This window comes from Aeromonas sp. s1(2024) (assembly GCF_040908005.1).
Classification (GTDB): domain Bacteria; phylum Pseudomonadota; class Gammaproteobacteria; order Enterobacterales; family Aeromonadaceae; genus Aeromonas; species Aeromonas caviae.
On the sequence record NZ_JBFOCW010000027.1, the window covers coordinates 1 to 18,788 of the forward strand.

Annotated in this window: 13 protein-coding genes, 9 tRNA genes and 1 riboswitch; of the genes, 12 read left to right on the forward strand and 10 right to left on the reverse strand. The window is 62.7% G+C overall.

The features are described 5' to 3' along the window. Position 1 precedes the first annotated feature (1 nt). The 4 genes from AB5Y70_RS06970 (at position 2) to AB5Y70_RS06985 (ending at position 391) form a co-directional block, all read left to right on the forward strand. Positions 2-77, forward strand: a tRNA-Gly gene (locus tag AB5Y70_RS06970). A 24-nt stretch (positions 78-101) separates the two neighbouring features. After that, a tRNA-Gly gene (locus tag AB5Y70_RS06975) sits at positions 102-177 on the forward strand. Positions 178-215: 38 nt separating this feature from the next. After that, a tRNA-Gly gene (locus AB5Y70_RS06980) sits at positions 216-291 on the forward strand. Between the two features lie 24 nt (positions 292-315). Next, positions 316-391 (forward strand) — tRNA-Gly (locus tag AB5Y70_RS06985). A gap of 554 nt (positions 392-945) precedes the next feature. On the opposite strand, the gene AB5Y70_RS06990 is transcribed toward AB5Y70_RS06985, so the two are convergent. From AB5Y70_RS06990 to AB5Y70_RS07000, 3 genes are all read right to left on the reverse strand, one after another. Then, positions 946-1,155, reverse strand: a complete 210-nt coding sequence (locus AB5Y70_RS06990) for a cold-shock protein (protein ID WP_005297820.1) — start codon at positions 1,153-1,155, stop codon at positions 946-948. A gap of 294 nt (positions 1,156-1,449) precedes the next feature. Continuing rightward, on the reverse strand, positions 1,450-2,109 hold the full coding sequence (locus AB5Y70_RS06995) for a LysM-like peptidoglycan-binding domain-containing protein (protein WP_124812691.1): 660 nt from the start codon (positions 2,107-2,109) through the stop codon (positions 1,450-1,452). Between the two features lie 99 nt (positions 2,110-2,208). After that, positions 2,209-4,311 carry a methyl-accepting chemotaxis protein gene (locus tag AB5Y70_RS07000; RefSeq protein WP_143237134.1) on the reverse strand — a complete coding sequence of 701 codons (2,103 nt, stop codon included), beginning with the start codon at positions 4,309-4,311 and terminating at the stop codon, positions 2,209-2,211. Between the two features lie 263 nt (positions 4,312-4,574). Between AB5Y70_RS07000 and gltX the strand changes: the two genes are divergently transcribed. The 7 genes from gltX (at position 4,575) to AB5Y70_RS07035 (ending at position 7,201) form a co-directional block, all read left to right on the forward strand. Then, a complete protein-coding gene (gltX, locus tag AB5Y70_RS07005; protein ID WP_043154316.1) occupies positions 4,575-5,990 on the forward strand; it encodes a glutamate--tRNA ligase in 1,416 nt (471 codons plus the stop codon). A gap of 15 nt (positions 5,991-6,005) precedes the next feature. Beyond that, on the forward strand, positions 6,006-6,137 hold the full coding sequence (locus AB5Y70_RS07010) for a glutamyl-tRNA synthetase (RefSeq protein WP_223302521.1): 132 nt from the start codon (positions 6,006-6,008) through the stop codon (positions 6,135-6,137). A 511-nt stretch (positions 6,138-6,648) separates the two neighbouring features. Beyond that, a tRNA-Ala gene (locus AB5Y70_RS07015) sits at positions 6,649-6,724 on the forward strand. Between the two features lie 28 nt (positions 6,725-6,752). Next, positions 6,753-6,828, forward strand: a tRNA-Ala gene (locus tag AB5Y70_RS07020). A gap of 63 nt (positions 6,829-6,891) precedes the next feature. After that, positions 6,892-6,967, forward strand: a tRNA-Ala gene (locus AB5Y70_RS07025). A 48-nt stretch (positions 6,968-7,015) separates the two neighbouring features. Continuing rightward, positions 7,016-7,091 (forward strand) — tRNA-Ala (locus AB5Y70_RS07030). 34 nt (positions 7,092-7,125) lie between these two features. After that, a tRNA-Ala gene (locus AB5Y70_RS07035) sits at positions 7,126-7,201 on the forward strand. Positions 7,202-7,661: 460 nt separating this feature from the next. On the opposite strand, the gene AB5Y70_RS07040 is transcribed toward AB5Y70_RS07035, so the two are convergent. Then, a complete protein-coding gene (locus tag AB5Y70_RS07040; protein ID WP_143237135.1) occupies positions 7,662-9,803 on the reverse strand; it encodes an ExeM/NucH family extracellular endonuclease in 2,142 nt (713 codons plus the stop codon). A 293-nt stretch (positions 9,804-10,096) separates the two neighbouring features. Then, positions 10,097-10,180, forward strand: a riboswitch (cyclic di-GMP riboswitch). 145 nt (positions 10,181-10,325) lie between these two features. Between AB5Y70_RS07040 and AB5Y70_RS07045 the strand changes: the two genes are divergently transcribed. After that, on the forward strand, positions 10,326-13,331 hold the full coding sequence (locus AB5Y70_RS07045) for a glycosyl hydrolase family 18 protein (protein WP_143238288.1): 3,006 nt from the start codon (positions 10,326-10,328) through the stop codon (positions 13,329-13,331). A gap of 394 nt (positions 13,332-13,725) precedes the next feature. Here the strand turns inward: AB5Y70_RS07045 and AB5Y70_RS07050 are convergent, their stop codons facing one another. From AB5Y70_RS07050 to AB5Y70_RS07075, 6 genes are all read right to left on the reverse strand, one after another. Beyond that, positions 13,726-14,961: a lipopolysaccharide assembly protein LapB gene (locus AB5Y70_RS07050; protein WP_042014300.1), complete on the reverse strand. Its 1,236-nt coding sequence runs from the start codon at positions 14,959-14,961 to the stop codon at positions 13,726-13,728. Between the two features lie 11 nt (positions 14,962-14,972). Beyond that, the gene (locus tag AB5Y70_RS07055; protein ID WP_010675477.1) at positions 14,973-15,608 is read right to left on the reverse strand and encodes an energy transducer TonB; all 636 of its coding nucleotides are present in this window, start codon (positions 15,606-15,608) and stop codon (positions 14,973-14,975) included. A gap of 16 nt (positions 15,609-15,624) precedes the next feature. Beyond that, positions 15,625-16,032, reverse strand: a complete 408-nt coding sequence (locus AB5Y70_RS07060) for a biopolymer transporter ExbD (RefSeq protein ID WP_010675476.1) — start codon at positions 16,030-16,032, stop codon at positions 15,625-15,627. Positions 16,033-16,098: 66 nt separating this feature from the next. Next, positions 16,099-16,626, reverse strand: a complete 528-nt coding sequence (locus tag AB5Y70_RS07065) for a MotA/TolQ/ExbB proton channel family protein (RefSeq protein WP_010675475.1) — start codon at positions 16,624-16,626, stop codon at positions 16,099-16,101. A gap of 10 nt (positions 16,627-16,636) precedes the next feature. Beyond that, positions 16,637-18,010: a MotA/TolQ/ExbB proton channel family protein gene (locus AB5Y70_RS07070; protein WP_103858181.1), complete on the reverse strand. Its 1,374-nt coding sequence runs from the start codon at positions 18,008-18,010 to the stop codon at positions 16,637-16,639. Beyond that, complete coding sequence (locus tag AB5Y70_RS07075) at positions 18,007-18,771, reverse strand: DUF3450 domain-containing protein (RefSeq protein WP_319864243.1); 765 nt, start codon at positions 18,769-18,771, stop codon at positions 18,007-18,009. The genes AB5Y70_RS07070 and AB5Y70_RS07075 overlap by 4 nt, the downstream gene beginning before the upstream one ends. Positions 18,772-18,788 lie beyond the last annotated feature (17 nt).

Consider the following 18,788-nt stretch of genomic DNA (forward strand, 5'->3'; position numbering starts at 1 on the left):
TGCGGGAATAGCTCAGTTGGTAGAGCACGACCTTGCCAAGGTCGGGGTCGCGAGTTCGAGTCTCGTTTCCCGCTCCAATCACTTGCAGATGACATTCTGTTGCGGGAATAGCTCAGTTGGTAGAGCACGACCTTGCCAAGGTCGGGGTCGCGAGTTCGAGTCTCGTTTCCCGCTCCAAACAGTGTCCGGTAGATATGTGTAAGTGATATTCCGTTGCGGGAATAGCTCAGTTGGTAGAGCACGACCTTGCCAAGGTCGGGGTCGCGAGTTCGAGTCTCGTTTCCCGCTCCAATCACTTGCAGATGACATCCCGTTGCGGGAATAGCTCAGTTGGTAGAGCACGACCTTGCCAAGGTCGGGGTCGCGAGTTCGAGTCTCGTTTCCCGCTCCAATCTCTCTTCGAACCCTTCGAATTCAATCTCTCCCCCAAGTACACGAATCCAGTTTCTCAGTACCATCACTGCCGCGTCCTGTTGGTAGAGCATGATCCGCGCTTGCCAAGGTCGGGGTCGCGAGTTCGAGTCTCGTTTCCCGCTCCAATCTCTCTTCGACGTCCTCATAATCCCTTTGAATTGCCCATCACATCGCGCCGCTATGATTTGTCGTATCCGGCGTTTGCCTGCTTTCTCTCTTCCCCGCACATCCCAAGTCATAAGACCAAGATGTATTGCTTGCTAATAGCCTCCCGGAGATCGGGCACAACCCTTTGCGGTCGGCTAACAGGCTTGGCAGGTCCTGAATGACAGACAGTGGCTCGGTATAAGTTAAAACCGGGGCATTTAACCAAAACTCATCATTTTGATTTATAGCGGCTGGTGGGGGCCATAAGCGGCTTGCAGGTGGGGATGGCAAGTCCGGCAAGAGCTCTGCCGATCGAGGAGGGGAAATCGCGGGCAAAAAAATAGGAGGGGCGATGGCTCCTCCTACGGGTTCACTGGCGCTGGCTCAGATAACGGTGACGTTCTCGGCCTGAGGGCCTTTTTTGCCCTGGGTCACAGTGAACTGGACTTTTTGACCTTCAGCCAGGGTCTTGAAACCTGCGCTCTGGATGGAGGAGAAGTGAACGAAAACGTCCGGTCCCTGGGATTGCTCGATGAAGCCAAAACCCTTGGTTTCGTTGAACCATTTTACTTGGCCGGTGCGAATGTCAGACATGTGGTAAGTCCTATCTATAACAAAATGAAACTAAGCCTGGTTGGGCAGCATTTGCCTGGAAGTCAGGGGTTGAAGCATGACTGACCACGTCTCTTTGTCCCAGTAGCATGTAGCACAATCCCTGTCTAAAGCCTGACCGATTGTACTGGAGCCCGATCCCTTGTCAATTTGGCACTTTTCATTTTTTGAGCGAGCTAAAAGTATTGTGAAGTCAGCAGCTTGTTTCATGCTTCACATCAAAAAAAACGGGAGGCCATGGCCTCCCGTCTGCATAAGGGGGGTGGTCGAGCCCCCTTATTCCTTGAGGGCGAACCCTTCCCCCTGGCGGTCGTAGCGGTAGCTGACCTGACCGAGAGAGCGGACCTCGACCCGCTGGATGCGGCGGCTGGTGTCCACCAGGATGAACACCGACTTGCCCGACTGCAGCCGGGTCAGCGGCCTGTCCGGCCCTTCGATGGCGATAAGCCGGCTGAGCTCGGCCCCCGGCAACTCGAACTTGCGGAAGATGGAGTAGAGGGTTTCACCGGCCTGCACGTCGTGCTGCAACCAGGTGCCATCCACTTTCTCCTCGACGGGCTTGGCGGCCTGGAGCTCACCGGCGTTGCCGATGGTCAGGGCCTGGGCCGGCACGGCCAGGGGGACCGCCAGAGAACCTGACGGCGCCGTGGTCGGGGCGGCGGGGGCGGGCTCCCAGGCCAGCACCAGCAGCCAGAGCGGGATCAGCACCAGCAACCCTATGGTGTGTTTCCGGGGCAGGGGGCTTGCCAGCTTGAACGAGGCCGCCTTCGGCTCCTTGTTGCGCTGACCCAGGCCACTCATACCCTGGCCGAGACGCTGGCGCAGGGGCAGGGTAGCCGCGTTGATACGTTGGAGCAGGGTTCCTTGTGATTCGTCTTGGCGACGCTGCTGGGCTCGTCTGTTATGGCCACGTGGGCGACGGTCCGGGGTGGGCACGGCATTTACCTCTCACTACATTGCCTGCCATCAGGCAAATATGCCGCCTATGGTAAACGGACTCGTCCCCGAGGGGGAGAGTCCGGAGCATGAAAATTATCAGCTGAGACGAAACTGACCCAACAATTGCTGCAAACGTTCCGCCGCCTGACGCAAGGCCTGACTGGCGTTGGCCGTACTGGTGGCGTCCCTGGCGATGTCGTTGGCCAGTGCGCTGGTTTTTGACAGATTGCCGGAGACGGTCTCGGAAACCGAGCTCTGCTCCTCGGCGGCGGAGGCGATTTGGTAGGTCATGTCGTTGATGGTGGCGATGGCCTGGAAGATGCTGCCGAGGGCCGCCTCCGCCTGATCCGCTTCCCCCACCGCCTGATGGGTCAGCTGCTGGCTCTGCTGGATGGCGTTGACCGCGTTGGTAGAGCTGTGGCGGATCTTGTCGATCAGCTCCTGGGTATTTTGCACCGCCTGCTGGGTGTTGCCCGCCAGCTTGCGCACCTCGTCGGCCACCACCGCAAAACCGCGCCCCTGCTCGCCGGCCCGGGCCGCCTCGATGGCGGCGTTGAGCGCCAGCAGGTTGGTCTGATCGGCGATCCCCTGGATGACGGTGAGGATGCTGGTGATCTGCTCGCTGTCGTGAGCCAGCCCTTCCACCACCTCGGCTCCCTTGCCTGCCTCGGCGGCCACCTTGTGCATGGAGTGGATCACACGCTGGAAGCGTACCTTGCCCTCGTCCGCCGCGCTTTGGGCCTGCTTGGCGGAGTCGGCGGTGTTGTTGGCGTGGGTGGCCACCTCCTGGCTGACATAGGACATCTCCTGCACCGCGGTCAGCATCTGCTCCATCTCCGCCTGGTGATGCTGCAGGTTGTTGTCGGTCTGGCCGGCGATGCGGTCGGTGTCCCCGGCGTGGCGATGGACCTCGCTCGCGGTCTTCTGCACATCCCCGAGCAAGGCCTGCAGCTTGTCGATGAAGCGATTGATGCCCCGGGCCAGTGCCCCCAGCTCGTCCCGGGAGCGGGTTTCCAGGCGCTTGGTGAGATCCCCGTCGCCGTCGGCGATGTCATCCACCAGGCTGACCATCTGGCGGATGGGGCCCGTGATGCTGCGGGCAATGACCAGCATGGTGCCAAGGGCCAGCACCAGCACCAGCAGGGCACCGATGAGCTGCTGGGTCATGGCGGCGCGGTTCATGTCGGTGAGCTGGCGTGCCAGCTCGTCCGCTCCCGCGAGCACCACCTTGTAGGGCAGGGTGACGATGATGGCCCAGTTGCGGGCCATGCCGGGCACCGCGATGGGCACCGAGATACGGAACGCGTCGGTGAGCTCCTGGCGCTGCACGTCCGGTTTGAGGTACTGCTGCCAGCCGTTGCCGAGCACCTTGTCGGCGCGGCTGCCGAGCAGGCTGGCGTCGCCGCTGGTGCCGGTGATGACGCCGGCAGCGCTGACGATCAGGGTCTCCCCCTTGCCGTCATAGATGTTGCTGTTGAGAGACTGGGCCTGACGGCTGATGGAGTCCACCGCCACATCCAGCGCGGCGATGCCCTTGAACTGGCCATCCACCAGGATGGGGGTGGTGATGGTGCTCACCAGCACCTGCTGGCCGTTGATGTCCACCTTGAAGGGGTCGATGAGGCAGGGGCGCCCCTCCCGTTTCGGGCAGGCGTAGTAGTCGTTGGCCGGGTTGCCGAACTCGTCCGGATCGCTCTTTTCGATGGAGAGCAGCAGATCGCTGCCGATCTGATCCTTGTCGCGGTAGAAGTAGGGAACGAAGCGCCCCTTGTCGTCACTGCCGAGCGCGCTCTGGCCGGCGAAGCTTTCGTCCTGGCCGTCGAAGCCGTTGGGTTCGAAGCCCGCGAAGGCGCCATAGAGCTGGGGCTCCAGGGCAAGCTGGGCCTTGAGCAGATCGGTGGCTTGCTGGCGATCCAGCGGCAGCTTGCCCTCCTGCTGGCGGGCGAAGACGCTGGCCATCTGCTGGGTGTAGGAGAGCCCCTTTTGCAGCAGCTGGGTGATGGTGGCGGCCTCGGCACGGGCGTTGGCACTCACCTTCTGCCACGCCTCCTGTTGCAGGGCGGCGCGGCTGGAGTCGATGGTGAGCTGCTGGGTCTGCCGGCCTGAATACTGGTTGAGCAGGATCAGGATGACCAGGGCCGTGGTCATGGCGACACCGGCCAGTACCAGGATACGATTCTGGATAGAACGAAACTGCATCGCGCGTTCCTTGTATCGTTGAGGGTTCGTTGACGGGGTGACTGAAGTATCGGCTGTGCGGGAGATCTCTCCAGCGACCTCGCCTAGCTAAGCGGGAAAAAAGGGAAAATTCTGAGACATCACTCTAAAACAGCGGTTTTTGCGGGAGTAGACCCTATTTTCCCCTCTGCCTCGCCATGGTTTTCCCATCCGTCATTGTCGGTGCTAAAATGCGACGGTTTTTTTAACGAATTGGCCCAAGGCCCTCTACACAAGGCTTAAAGATGAAAGTCAAAACCCGTTTTGCTCCCAGCCCGACCGGCTTTTTGCATGTCGGCGGTGCCCGTACCGCACTCTATTCCTGGTTGTTTGCAAAGAACCAGGGCGGTGAGTTTGTGCTGCGTATCGAGGATACCGATCTGGAACGTTCCACTCAGGAGGCCATCGACGCCATCATTGAGGGCATGGAATGGCTGGAGCTGAACTGGGATGAGGGCCCCTACTACCAGACCAAGCGCTTCGATCGCTACAACGGCCTCATCGACGAGATGCTGGCTGACGGTCGCGCCTACAAGTGCTACTGCTCCAAGGAGCGGCTGGAAGCGCTGCGCGAAGGCCAGATGGCCAACGGCGAGAAGCCCCGCTATGACGGCAAGTGCCGGGATGGCGCCCACGATCATCCGGCCGATGCGCCCCACGTGATCCGCTTCCGCAACCCGACCGAAGGCTCCGTGGTGTTCGATGACCACGTCCGTGGCCGCATCGAGTTCGCCAACACCGAGCTGGACGATCTGATCATTCGCCGTACCGACGGTGCGCCGACCTACAACTTCTGTGTTGTAGTCGATGACTGGGACATGGAGATCACCCACGTGGTGCGTGGCGAAGACCACATCAACAACACCCCGCGCCAGATCAACATCTACAAGGCGCTGAACGCGCCGGTACCGGAATTTGCCCACGTCTCCATGATCCTGGGTGACGACGGCGCCAAGCTCTCCAAGCGCCATGGCGCCGTCTCCGTGATGCAGTACCGCGACGACGGCTACCTGCCGGAAGCGCTGCTGAACTACCTGGTGCGTCTGGGTTGGTCCCACGGGGATCAGGAGATCTTCACCCTGGACGAGATGATCAAGCTGTTCAGCCTGGACGCCATCTCCAAGTCGGCTTCCGCCTTCAACACCGACAAGCTGCTGTGGCTGAACAACCACTACATGCGCAGCCTGGATCCGGCCTATGTGGCCAAGCACCTGGCCTGGCACATGGAACACCAGCAGATCGACACCAGCAATGGCCCGGCGCTGGCCGACGTGGTCACCCTGCTGGCCGAGCGCTGCAACACCCTGGTCGAGGTGGCTGCCCAGAGCCGCTACCTGTTCGAAGAGTACGAGGCCATCGACGAAGCCGCTGCCAAGAAGCACCTGCGCGGTGTGGCTGCCGAGCCGCTGGCGCTGGCCAAGGCCAAGCTGGCGGCCCTGGAGACCTGGACCACCGAGGCGCTGCACGAGCTGATTGAAGCGACCGCCGCCGAGCTGGGTCAGGGCATGGGCAAGGTCGGCATGCCGCTGCGTGTGGCCGTCACCGGTCTGGGCCAGTCTCCTGCCATCGACGCCGTGATGGCGCTGGTGGGCAAGGAGCGGGTCCTCGCCCGCATCGACCGCGCCCTGGCGTATATCGAAGCGCGCATGGCCGCCGAGTAAGCTTGTCGCCGCACATTGCCGTCACCGGTCTGGGGTAATCTCTCCCCTGCCATCGACGCCGTGATGGCGCTGGTCGGAAAAGAGCGTGTACTGGCCCGCATCGACCGCGCCCTGGCGTATATCGAAGCGCGCATGGCCGCCGAGTAAGCTTGCCGTCGCACATTGCCGTCACCGGTCTGGGGTAATCTCTCCCCCGCCATCGATGCCGTGATGGCGCTGGTGGGCAAGGAGCGGGTCCTCGCCCGTATCGACCGCGCTTTGACGTATACCGACGCGCGGATGGCCGCCGAGTAATTCAGAGCGCCGGTACGGGTCAGTCCCCTGGCATCGCCGACGCCGTGATGGCGCTGGTGGGCAAGGAGCGCCTCGCTCGTATCGACCGCGCTTTGGCGTATATCGAAGCGCGCATGGCCGCTGAATAAACATCGGCCATGGCATGAAAAGGGCTCCCTGACGGGGGCCCTTCGTATTTTGGCCTCAAGCGGATTTGCGACGTAAAACAGCGACATAGAGACGAGGTTGGCGGTAAAAACAGCTAACTGCCTGAATTTTGACTAAACGCTCCAGTGGGCGAGAATTTTGGGTTGACAGCAAAGCGGGTGATGCCTATCATGCGCCTCCGTTGCCAGAGATAACTTTGGTAGCGCCGAGGTGAGTTGGGGTTATAGCTCAGCTGGGAGAGCGCTTGCATGGCATGCAAGAGGTCCGCGGTTCGATCCCGCGTAGCTCCACCAAATTCTCCTCGAACAATCTGGAATCCAAGGGGTTATAGCTCAGCTGGGAGAGCGCTTGCATGGCATGCAAGAGGTCCGCGGTTCGATCCCGCGTAGCTCCACCAGGTTCCCGATTGACATGAAGTACCCAGGGCAGTGCGGTGTGTATCACCCAGGCCGACCTTTGTGGGGTTATAGCTCAGCTGGGAGAGCGCTTGCATGGCATGCAAGAGGTCCGCGGTTCGATCCCGCGTAGCTCCACCATTATTGAGGATGAATGGCCGCCAGAACCATTCATTGAGTACCGAATTTGGGGTTATAGCTCAGCTGGGAGAGCGCTTGCATGGCATGCAAGAGGTCCGCGGTTCGATCCCGCGTAGCTCCACCAAATTCAGAGTGATTCAGCGTCACTCACACACATCGGGGTTATAGCTCAGCTGGGAGAGCGCTTGCATGGCATGCAAGAGGTCCGCGGTTCGATCCCGCGTAGCTCCACCATCTTTCGCAAGAAAGCACCAAGGCCACCGCATCGCGGTGGCCTTTTTGTTTGCCTGTCATTTGGATTTCCCATGATCTCGCCCTTTGCATTTGTCTGGCAAATGGCGCTTCACCCTGTCCGCGAGGGCATCAGCGGCTCTCGCCGCCGCTGACGGGGGTGAGGGTGAGGATTGGCGCCGATGCCGCCATGGCCACGGCGCGGGCTGCGCGATGCCATCCTCTGCCGCGTGGCGGTGGGCTCGTTCGGCAACCTGCGGGATACGCTATCCGGCCCCTGGTGTCAACACCGGGTTTCCCCGTCGACAGGGTGCCAGCCCCCCGGGAAAGGGGTGAGACGGGGCAACAGGGCATTTATTAATCCCATGATGTGGCCTTTTGCATTTGTTTTTCAAATGGCCCTGGCACAAAAAAAGCCCGCGATCATCGCGGGCTTTGCACCTGGCATCGAGGATGCCGCGTCTTAGCGACGACGCCGCCAGGCGAGCGGCAACAGGGCCAGCAGCAGGGCGCCCATGGCGCCGCCACCCCCCTTGCTCGCTTCCTTGAGCTTGAGGTCGACGATGACGGGGTCGTGGTCCGAGGCGCTGAAGGGGTTGTCCGACTTGATGAGATCGCCGGTGTAGGCGCTGCCATATTCGAACAGGTTGCTCTCGAAGGAGTTGATGTGCCAGTCGGCCACCGCCACCACCTTGTCAGCCAGCGCCGGGCTGGCGAGGGCGTAATCCAGGGTGCCGAGCTCGGCCTCGTAGCTGTAGGAGATGGCCTTCTCCTGGTTGAACTTGACGTTCAGATCCACCAGGCCGTAACCCTTGGCCACCGTCTGGCCCATCTGCTCATAGGGCTTGTCGCCGATGTAGGTGTGGGAGGCGGAGCGGATCTGGCGCTCCCCCGCGACCGGCGCATAGTCGGTCAGCACCCGGATGGGATCCTCCTTGGCGTAGGAGTTGAAGTCCCCCACCAGCAGCACCTGGCCCGGCATCTTGCTCACCGCCTCCCCCAGCACCTTGGCGGCGCTCACCCGAAACTCGGTGCACTTGCCCTGCAGGTCCGCAGGCTCCGTCTTGCCATCTCCGTTTTCATAGCAGCCCGACCCCTTGGACTTGAGGTGGTTGACCACCAGGGTCAGGGGGGCGTCGCTGCCCGCCACGGTGAAGCGCTGGACCAGGGAGTCCCGCTGACCGGCGCTCTTGGTGACGCCGCCCGTGGTGTAGCGCTGCTGGGGCAGGGGGATGACGTCGGCATCCCCGCTCGGGGTGAGCAGGGCGGGGCGGTAGATCATGGCCACCATGATGGCGTCGCCGCCAAAGAAGCGATCCTCCGTGAGCAGGGCCTTGGGCAGGGTGACGAAGGCGTAGTGCTTGCTCGCCTCCTTCTGCCTGGCGTTGAGGCTCTCCACCAGATCGTGGAGGGCGGCGTGCTCGTCAAAGCCGTTGTTCTCCATCTCCATCAGGCCGAGCAGGTCGGCGTCCATCTCGGTGATGGCGTTGACGATCTTGGCGCGCTGCAACTGGAACTCCTCCAGGCTCTTGGCGCCGCGGTTGCAGCCCTTGGCGCTGTCCGCATCCGCCTGATCCGCGCAGAGCACGTTGAGGGCGCCCCCCACGCTGGAGTGGCTGGTGAAGTAGTTGAGCACGTTGAAGCTGCCGATGCGAAGGTCAGTGCCATCCAGGCGGGCCGGGGCGCTCTGGCGGTCGTTGTCGCTGGTGCGCAGCAGATCCCCCGCGGTGATGGTCTGATCCCGGGGCACGATCAGGCGGTACTCGTTGTAGCTGTAGCCGACCATGGCCTCCAGATTGACCAGGGCATCGCCGATGCGCAGGTAACCCTGCTCCGGCTCCCAGGCGGGCAGCCAGGGGAGCTTGCCGTCCCCCGCCTTGACGTCCGACTCGAGGAAGACCCGGTTGCTGGCGTTGGCCTCGGCCAGCGCCACGGCCTCGGGGCTGCTTGCCACATGGAGCTGGGTCGGCTTCATCAGCGGGGCGCCGTGAGCGAGCACCAGGTTGTTGCGCCGGGCGGCATAGTCGTAGCTGAAGTTGCGGCTGATTTGGAGGGCGCTGTCGGCGTCAAGGCGTACCCGCATCCCTTCGTGACGCTCCAGGGCCCGGGCCAGGGTTTCCCCCTCCAGTACCCGCAGCGCCGTGGCGGCCGGGGCGGCGCCCTGGGCCAGGGTCGTCAGGCGCGGCGTGCTGCCGTCAAACAGGGGCTTGAGCTGGGTGTGGCCGTAATACTCCTCGACCTTGGCCTCCAGACAGACCAGGGCGCCCGGCTGGATATCCGGGTACTTGCTGGCGAAGTTCTTGTCGTTGAGGTAGACGAAAATGCCGTCCGACGTCTCGGGGTTGCCGTCCCCCTGCACATCCAGCAGGTAGAAGCCCTTGTTGAGGCTTTCCCCCAGACCCGAGACCACCGCCTTGACCGAGACGCTCTGGGCGCTTTCGAACTGATCGTCCGGGACGAGGGGGCTCTTGTCGCCACTGCCCTGGATGGCGGGGATGGGGGTGAGGGCACTGTCGGCCGGGCAACTGAAGCCGGCGGCGTAGAGAGACGGGGACGCGAGCGCGAGCCCCACGGCCAGCGACAGCAGGGTAGGTGTTCCTTTCATGGGTATTCCTTTTTTTATTTTTGCCAGTGTTTCCATAGCCTTGGCATCGTGGCCAAGGGCGCGCATTGTCACATTTCTGGCAGCTCTGACCAGTGAACCAACGCACATTATGAGGAGACAAAGGAGCCCATTTGCCATTTTTTGACGTGGCTAACAGTTTGATATTGATGATCTATTTGTCATCAGGTAGGAGCGAAAAGTGTGAGGCGGCCAGCATTCACATATTTTCCTTCGAGAATAAAGATTGAGCAGTGGTCACTTGCTTCCTATACTCGAGCCGTTCCTCACGGAACCCAGGCAAAGGGCAAACCGGCAGTGATGCCGGGACGCAAAGCCTCCGATCTGTCCCATCCGGGCCAGACAGCGGGGTTACCCAGGGTGACTTGAGGGTTTGTGGCCCGTCCATGGCCTGTTGTCGCTCCCTTGTTCCCTGTTGCGATTGCGCTTTTCCCGGCATTGAAGCCAAGACAAAACAAGGAAGATAACAATATGCAACAGATCTTGAGGCCCAGCAGGCTTGCCATGCTGGTCGCCCTTGCGGCCGTCCCTGCCTGGGCGCAGGCCGCTTACCCCGCCTATCAGGCCGGCACAGCCTACAAGGCTGGCGACATCGTCAGCAACGCAGGCGCCCTCTATGAATGCAAGGAATTCCCTTACTCCGGTTGGTGCGGCGCGTCCCCCTATCACTATGCCCCCGGGGTGGGTGTGGTCTGGGCCGATGCCTGGAAGCTGTATGGTGGCGAGGTGCCGCCACCGTCCCTGGTCGTCGCCATCGGCTCCCCCGCCGTGGGTGCCAGCGTCAGTGAGGGGGCCAGTGTGGCCCTGGCGGTGACGCTGAGCGGCCCGGTCACGGCGCTCGCCCGGGTGGAATACCTCATCGACGGCACCCTGGTCGCCACCGCCACGGCTTCTCCCTGGAGTGCCAGCTGGTCTGCCGCCGGTGCGGGCAATCACGCCCTCAAGGCCCGGGCGCTGGATAAAGACGGCAAGGTGCTGAGCGAGGCGGATTCGAGCTTCAAGGTCGCCGCCGTGGTGGCGCCAGAGGCGCCCAGGGTGAGCATCGCAAGCCCCGCCGCCGGTGCCAGGGTGACCCTGGGCCGCGCCCTCACCGTGAGCGGCAATGTCACCGACGCCAATGACGACGTCGCCAAGGTCGAGCTCTTCGTGAATGGCCAGAAGGTTGGCGAGGACACCAGCGCCCCCTGGCAACTGAGCTGGACGCCCCAGAACAAGGGGCTGACCGGCCTCAAGCTGGTGGCGACCGACAAGACCAACCTCTCTGGCGAGTCGGCCCAGGTGGACGTGCAGGTGGAAGAGGCGGCCCTGCCCCCCACCGGCGGCAACCTCTCCTGCGACGTGCGCCAGATCTACCGCGCCGACGGCAGCGAGTGCATGGGGGATGACCACGGCCGCCGCGTCATCGGGTATTTCACCTCCTGGCGCACCGGCAAAAACGGCCTGCCCGCCTACCTGGTGAGCGACATTCCCTGGGACAAGATCACCCACATCAACTACGCCTTCGCGGCGGTGGACGAGCAGAGTCACACCATCAAGGTGGATGACGCCGCCGCCAAGCTGATCTGGAACGGAGTGCCGGGCGCCGAGATGGATCCGGAGTTTGCCTATCAGGGTCACTTCAACCTGCTGTCCAAGTACAAGAAGCAGTACCCGGACGTGAAGACCCTCATCTCCGTCGGGGGCTGGGCCGATACCCGCGGCTTCTACGCCGCCACCACCAAGGGCGACTGCTCGGTCAACACCGCCGGCATCAACGCCTTTGCCGACTCGGCCGTGGGCTTCATCCGCCAGTACGGCTTCGATGGGGTGGATATCGACTACGAGTACCCCACCTCCATGAAGGATGCGGGCAACCCCAACGATTTCCCGCTCTCCAACCAGTGTCGCGGCAAGCTCTTTGCGAACTATGAAGTGCTGATGAAGACCCTGCGCAACAAGCTCGACAGCGCCGGCACCGAGGACGGTCGCAAGTACATGCTGACCATCGCCTCGCCGGCCTCGGCCTACCTGCTGCGCGGCATGGAGAACTTCCAGGTCATCCAGTACCTCGACTACATCAACCTGATGACCTATGACTTCCACGGTGCCTGGAACCACTTCGTCGGTCACAACGCCGCCCTGTTCGACAACAAGGCGGATCCCGAGTTGTCCCAGTGGGGTGTCTACACCCAGGCCCAGTTTGGCGGCATCGGCTATCTCAACTCCGCCTGGGCGGCCCACTACTTCCGTGGTGCCCTGGCGGCGGGCAAGATCAACATAGGGGTGCCCTATTACACCCGTGGCTGGCAGGGGGTCACCGGTGGCACCCACGGTCTGGGTGGCAAGGCGGCGCTGCCGAGCCAGAGCGATTGCCAGCCGGGCACCGGTGGCAGCACCATTCCGTGCGGCAACGGGGCGGTGGGCATCGACAACATCTGGCATGACCTTGACAAGAACGGCAAGGAGATTGGCGGTGGCACCGTGCCCATGTGGCATGCCAAGAACCTGGAGCACGCCGCCAGCCTCGGCATCACCACCTTGCCGAGCTACGGCCAGGCCTGGGGTCTGGATCCCAACAACCCGGCCCACGTGATGCAAGGCCAGTATGTGCGTTACTACGACGACAAGGCCCATGCGCCCTGGCTCTGGAACGAGCAGAAGAAGGTGTTCCTCTCCACCGAAGATGAAGAGTCCATGGGTCACAAGCTCGACTACATCGTCAAGCGGGGCCTGGGGGGCGTCATGTTCTGGGAGATGGCGGGGGACTATGACTTTGACGCCGCGAAGAACGAGTACGTGATGGGCAGCACCCTCACCAGCCTCGCCTACGAGAAGTTCAGCAAGGCCGACAAGGCGGCCCTGAAGCAGAACGATCTGCCGGCTCCGGCCGCCCAGCTCGACATCGGCGTGAGCCTCTCCGGCTTCAAGGAAGGGGACTCCAACTACCCGATCAACCCGACCCTCAAGCTCACCAACAAATCGACCCAGACCATTCCGGGCGGCACCCGCATCGAGTTCCTGGTCCCCACCTCCACCTCAGACACCATCACCGACCAGAGCGGCATGGGGCTGAAAGTGGTGGAGAGCGGTGGCAACCAGAACTCGGACGGCATCGCCAATGAGAAGGACTTCCACAAGGTGGCTCTGACGCTGCCGGCCTGGAAAGCCTGGACGCCGGGCACCGACGTGGAAGTGGCCATGACCTACTACCTGCCGGCCGCCGGCGTGCCGAGTGGCATGCGCCTGATTGCCGGAAGCCAGACCATAGGTCTGAAGTCCGACTTCCCGGCCCTGGCCGAGGCGGTGCTGGGCAGCAGTGGTGGTGGTGACGGCGGCAGCGGTGGCACCACCTGTGCCAGCCAGAACGTCAACCCGGCGGACTACAATGCCTATCCGACCTGGCCGCGCGGGGATCACGCCAATGGCAACGACCGCATGACCAACGGCAAGGCGGTGTGGCAGGCCAACTGGTGGACCAGCAGCGAGCCCAAGGCGGGCGATGGCAGCTGGAAGCTGGTATGCAACTACTGAGTTGTCCCGGCTGCTGTGCCAGCAGCGAACTCAGAGCGGGCGACGGCAGCTGGAAGCTAGTGTGCAACTACTGAGTTGTCACGGCTGCTGTGCCAGCAGCGAACTCAGAGCGGGCGATGGTAGCTGGACGCTGGTATGCAGTGACTGATGACCTGTTGAAGGGGTTGCCCCCTCCCAACGCAACGACCCAATCCGGAGCCCAGGCTCCGGATTTTTTTGTGCCTTGTATCAGGAGAAGGGGGGGAAAGGGCAGGGGCGGTGCCATAAAAAAGACCGCTCCGAAGAGCGGCCAATTGCCACCAAGGCAATCTGCGGGGTGACCCCCTTGTCGATGTGTCGCGGCCCGGATGCCGAGTCGGGGAGATCCCCGCCCCGCCAGCCGGGCCGCGCAGCTTTATTGGGTGACGGCGCCGCCCTGCTGCTCTTTCAAGAAGCTGATCCAGGGGGAAGCGCGACCACTGACATTGCCATTCTGGGCGGCCTGAGTGAAGGCGGAGAGCGCCTCCTTGGGCTTTTGCTGCTCAAAATAGGCGACCCCGGTCAGGAACTTCAGGTCCGCCCGCTGCTCGCCGCTGGCGTTGGCGGCAGGTTTGGCGGCGAAGGCCACCAGATCCTGGTAGCGCTTGCTCTGGATCATCATGCGCGCCATCTTGAGCTGCAGCTCGGCATTGGGGGCCAGCTTGTAGGACTTGGCCAGGGTGTCGATGGCCGGGTCCAGCTCCTTGGCCTGATGCCAGTAGTTGGCCAGCGTCTTGTAGTTGGCCGCGGTGCTCTCGATCTGACCCTCCTTCATGGCCTTCTCCATCACGCGGGCGGCGCGGTGGGGAATGCCGGCGAAGGCGAGGTAGTTGGCCAGACGCTGCAACTCGTTGGCCTCGGTCAGCATGCCGAGGTTGTAGGCCCCTTCCAGTGCCGCCAGGGCCTTGGCATCGTTGCCCGCCTGCATGTGCATGGCCGAGAGCTGGGTCCAGTACTTCTTCTTCTCCGGGTAGCGGTCCACCAGGGCGGTCAGCACCTCGGTAGCCGGCTTGTACTGTTTCAGCTCGTAGTGGGCCGCCATCTTCAGCAGGTACCAGGACTCCGGCGCCTTGCCCGCGGAGAGCTTGATCGCGTTGTCCACCGCCGGAATGGCTTCCCGGTACTGCTTGAGCTGCACATGGGCGTTGGCCAGGGTGATGTAGGCGTGCGGGGTCGGCTTCTCGTCCTTGCCGAGGTTTGCGAACCACTCCTTCATGGTGTTGATGGAACCCTTGAAGTTCCCCTCCGCCATGTAGAGCTGGGCCAGGTTGTAGCGCACCTGCTGGGCCACCGGGGGCGGCAGGCCGCCGGTGGCGATGGCGTCGGCGAAGTACTTGGTCGCCTGACCGTACTTCTCCTGCTGCGCCGCCACGAAGCCCAGGGTCTGCAAAATGACCCCCTTGTCGTAGACCCGCTCGCCAGCGCCGGACAGCGCCTCCTGCAGCTTGGCATTGGCCTCGCCGTATTTCTTCTCGGTGATCAACGCCTGGGCCTTGTTGACCGCGCGGTAGGCGCGGTCAGACAGGGCGGGTTGTTCGGCGGCCCAGGTGGCGGTGCTGAGCAGCACCGCCATGGCCACCGGGGCGAGGATCAGGGTATGTAACTTTTTCATCGCCACCCTCCTTAGTTGGTCGCAAACTCGATCTCTTGCTGCATGCGACTGGCCTGCGGCTTGCCGTCCACCATGGCCGGTTTGAAGGTCCACTTGGCGATGGTCTGGCGCGCCGCCTTGCCGAGGTCATAGCTGCGGGGCTCTTCCTTGACGATGCGGATGTTGCTCACGGTACCGCGCTCGGTGACGGTGAACTCCACCAGCACCTTGCCGGACGCAAGACCGGCCAGGGCCGCCTTGCGGGGCATCATGGGCTCGAAGGTCGCCATCGGGATGGCGCCGTTGTTGCCGCCCATGCCGCCGCCACCGCCGCCGGTGCTGTAGGCACCCAGGGCGTTGCCGCCACCGATGTTGACCGGGATGTCGAGTTTGGGCATGTCCATGGGGGAGCTGTCCATCTTAGGCCTGTCCGTGCTCGCCACCTCCATCTCGGGCGGGGGAGGCGGGCGTTTCGGGGGCGGCGGTTTGGGCAGTTCCCGTTGTTTCTCTTGCAGGGTCTCCTGAGGCTTGAGGCGGATGAAGTCGGTCATGGTGACGTCCTCCCGCTCCGTCAGCTCCCGGTGATCCGGCGTGATGAGCTTGTTCATTCCCAGAAACAGGAAGAACACCACCACGCAGGAGACCGCTAACGATATCAGGTATCTCATGGCATTCGCTCCGGCATCAGCTGCTCTTGTCGGCGGCGATGGAGATGTTCTGGACACCGGCCATGCGGATCTGGTCCATGACCTGCACCACCAGACCGGAACGGGATTCGCTGTCGGCCTGGATCACCACGGCGCTCTCCGGGTTCTCCGCCCGCAGCCGCTCGATATTGGCACGCACGGCACCCACTTCGACGATGCGCTTGTCGACCCAGACCTGGCCGTTCTCGCGGACCGCGACCATGATGTTCCCCTTCTTTACCGTCTCGGCCGTGCTGGCGCTCGGGCGGTTGATCTCCACGCCGGACTCCTTGACGAACGAGGTGGTGACGATGAAGAAGATCAGCATGATGAACACGATGTCCAGCATGGGGGTCAAATCGATGGCCGCCTCGTCAGCACCGCTGTCGCTGTGACGTTTTCTCATGGCAAAAACTCCTTGCTTGTTCTGTGCCCCGGCGGGCATGGCCCGGCCGGGGATGTGCATCCTGCATCAGCCGTGTTTCAGGTTGTCTTCCAGCTTCTGCACGGCTAGCTTGGCCTTGTGATCGAGCCGGCTGACAAAAAACAGGCCGGAAAGGGCGGCAATCATGCCCGCCATGGTCGGTACCGTCGCCTTGGAGATCCCCGAGGCCATCGCCCTGGGGGAGCCGGTGCCGGTGATGGCCAGGGTGTCGAACACCTGCACCATGCCCACCACGGTCCCGAGCAGCCCCATCAGCGGGCAGAGGGCGATCAGCACCTTGATGACCGGCATCCCCTTGTCCACCGCCATGGCGACCCGGGAGACCAGCTCGCGGCGGATCTGCCTGGCGGACCAGGAGAGGTGATCGGTGCGGGCCAGCCAGGCCGTCTTGGTCTGTTTCACCTGCTGGGGATAGACCGCCATGAAGTAGAACCAGCGCTCCAGCAGCAGGGCCCACATCATCAGAGTCAGGAAGAACAGGGCGACCAGTACGTCGCCCCCCAATCCCAGAAACCGGCGGACCGACTCGACTTCTTCAATCAACCAGAACCACATAGGTGACTCCTTAGGCTGCGGCTTTGGCGGCGTGCAGACGTTCCTGATAACGGGCAACGAAACCGGCGCTCTGCTCTTCCAGTACCTGGATCAGACGGCGGCTCTGGGTCTGCACGATGGTGTAGAGGAACAGCATGGGCACGGCCACGACCAGACCCTGCATGGTGGTCACCAGGGCCTCGGAGATACCGCCCGCCATCAGCTTGGGATCACCGGTACCGAACAGGGTGATGGCCTGGAAGGTGGCAATCATCCCGACCACGGTACCCAGCAGGCCCAGCAGCGGGGCGACGGAGGCGATCAGCTTGATGAGGCTGATGCCCTTCTCCAGCTTGGGCACGTTGCGCAGGATGATCTCGTCGAGCTTGGATTCCAGATCCTCGATGTTGTCACCCCGGTGATCCTGGTAGGCACCCAGCATCTCGCCGATGGGGTTGCCCTTGATGATCTGCTCGGATTTCAGCTGCTTGCGCATGGCACCGCCGATGAGGGAGAGACGAGCGCCGCAGAACAGGGCCAGCAGGGTACCGATGACACCCAGCGCCAGGATCACGTAGCCCACGGAGCCACCCTGATCGATGCGCTCCTTGAGGGTCGGCGACTGCACCAGCAGGGAGAGGATCACGCCACGGGACGGGTCGATGAAGATGGGTTCGACGCTGCCGCCACCCTGCTCAAACTTGGCGACCGGTTCCAGCACCGCGTTCTCGGGCTGGCGGGAGAGTTGCTCGAACTTGCCGGTCTCCGGCACGAAGGTGAGGTACTTGCCTTCGGAGACGGTGTTGAACTCACCGATCTGGGTGACGGTCTTCTCGGCCTGGTTGCCCTCGCCGTAGACCACGGTGGCCGGGATCTGGCTCACCTTGCCACCGTCGACCATGCGGCTGAGGGTGGTGGTCCAGAAGGCGGTCAGGTCATCGCTGGAGGGCAGTTCCTTGCTCTCAGCCAGGCGAGTCAGCAGGGCAGTCTGCTCGGGATGTTCGACCCGGCGGGCGGAGGCATTGAAGATCCCCTTGAATTCACCGGCGAACTGGCGCAGCACGCCAAACATCTCGCCCATGTTGCCGGAGCGCTGGCGCAGGGTCTCGGTCAGCTCGGTGAGCTGCTTGTCGTTGGCATCGAAGGTGGCCTTGAGCTTTTCGCCCCTGGCGACTTCGGCGGCGAGATCCGCCTTGGCCTTGGCGAGCAGGGCCCCTTGTTCGTTCTTGTCAGCCAGGAAGCGGGCTTCCCGCTCCTTGTTGAGCTGGGATTCGCTGGTGCTGGCAGCCTTGACCTGATTGAGCAGGGCGTTCAGATCCACCGGTTTCTCGGCGGCGGTCACCGGCAGGGTGACCAGGGTAGCGCCCGCGATCAGCGAGGCGATGGCAAGTTTGATTCCTTTCATGATGCTTTCTCCGCAGTTTGAACCGGCAGCTTGATGAGGGCGGGAGGCGCCTGCTTCTTGGCGATGCGAAGGCCCTGTTCCACTGCACTGCGATACTCCTGGGGCAACTCTTCCCACTGGCGGGTCTTCTTGTTCCACATGCCGGTCTCGTTGCCATCCGGGGATTGGTAGAGCAGGGCGATGCGGCCGACGCGCAGGAACTCGTAGGTCTTCTCGTCCCCATCCTTGTCCAGGCTCGCCTTGTAGGCTTCGATGGTGCGGCTGAAGCCCTCCTCGATCTGGTAGGCCTCGAGGATCTTGCGGTACTTCTCGGAGATGGTGACGTCGGCCCGGTTCATGAGGTCGGTCAGGGCCGCCACGCGGTCCTCACGCTCCACCTTCTGGAACGGCAGGTCCAGGGCCACGAACTGATCGAGGGAGTCGATCATCTTGAGCATCAGGGGCACCACTTCGGTGCTGGTCTGGTCGATCTGGGCGATCTGCTTCTGCATGGAGGCGAGTTCGGCGCTCTGGGAGTCGACCATCTTGCCCACTTGCTCGTTGTAAGTGCGCAGACTGTCGACCTGGCGCAGGGCGGCCTTGTACTGTGCCAGGGCAGACTCGGCAGACTCGGCGTAGTTGTCGATCTTCTGCTGGGAAACTTTGGAGGCATTGTCGGTGGCGGCTTGAGCGTCCACTGCCTGACCGGCAGAGGCGGCACTCAGATTGAAGCTGGTCAGCAAGGCAGCCGAAATCAGGCTGCCGAGGAGCGCTTTCTTCATTGTAATTGTCCTTGTTT

What these genes read in the sequence shown, in the direction of transcription:
- AB5Y70_RS06990 (WP_005297820.1), bottom strand. Translation starts at nt 1,155, where the DNA reads ATGTCTGACATTCGCACCGGCCAAGTAAAATGGTTCAACGAAACCAAG.
- AB5Y70_RS07060 (WP_010675476.1), bottom strand. Translation starts at nt 16,032, where the DNA reads ATGAGAAAACGTCACAGCGACAGCGGTGCTGACGAGGCGGCCATCGAT.
- AB5Y70_RS07050 (WP_042014300.1), bottom strand. Translation starts at nt 14,961, where the DNA reads ATGAAAAAGTTACATACCCTGATCCTCGCCCCGGTGGCCATGGCGGTG.
- gltX (WP_043154316.1), top strand. Translation starts at nt 4,575, where the DNA reads ATGAAAGTCAAAACCCGTTTTGCTCCCAGCCCGACCGGCTTTTTGCAT.
- AB5Y70_RS07070 (WP_103858181.1), bottom strand. Translation starts at nt 18,010, where the DNA reads ATGAAAGGAATCAAACTTGCCATCGCCTCGCTGATCGCGGGCGCTACC.
- AB5Y70_RS07045 (WP_143238288.1), top strand. Translation starts at nt 10,326, where the DNA reads ATGCTGGTCGCCCTTGCGGCCGTCCCTGCCTGGGCGCAGGCCGCTTAC.
- AB5Y70_RS07055 (WP_010675477.1), bottom strand. Translation starts at nt 15,608, where the DNA reads ATGAGATACCTGATATCGTTAGCGGTCTCCTGCGTGGTGGTGTTCTTC.
- AB5Y70_RS07000 (WP_143237134.1), bottom strand. Translation starts at nt 4,311, where the DNA reads ATGCAGTTTCGTTCTATCCAGAATCGTATCCTGGTACTGGCCGGTGTC.
- AB5Y70_RS07075 (WP_319864243.1), bottom strand. Translation starts at nt 18,771, where the DNA reads ATGAAGAAAGCGCTCCTCGGCAGCCTGATTTCGGCTGCCTTGCTGACC.
- AB5Y70_RS07040 (WP_143237135.1), bottom strand. Translation starts at nt 9,803, where the DNA reads ATGAAAGGAACACCTACCCTGCTGTCGCTGGCCGTGGGGCTCGCGCTC.
- AB5Y70_RS07065 (WP_010675475.1), bottom strand. Translation starts at nt 16,626, where the DNA reads ATGTGGTTCTGGTTGATTGAAGAAGTCGAGTCGGTCCGCCGGTTTCTG.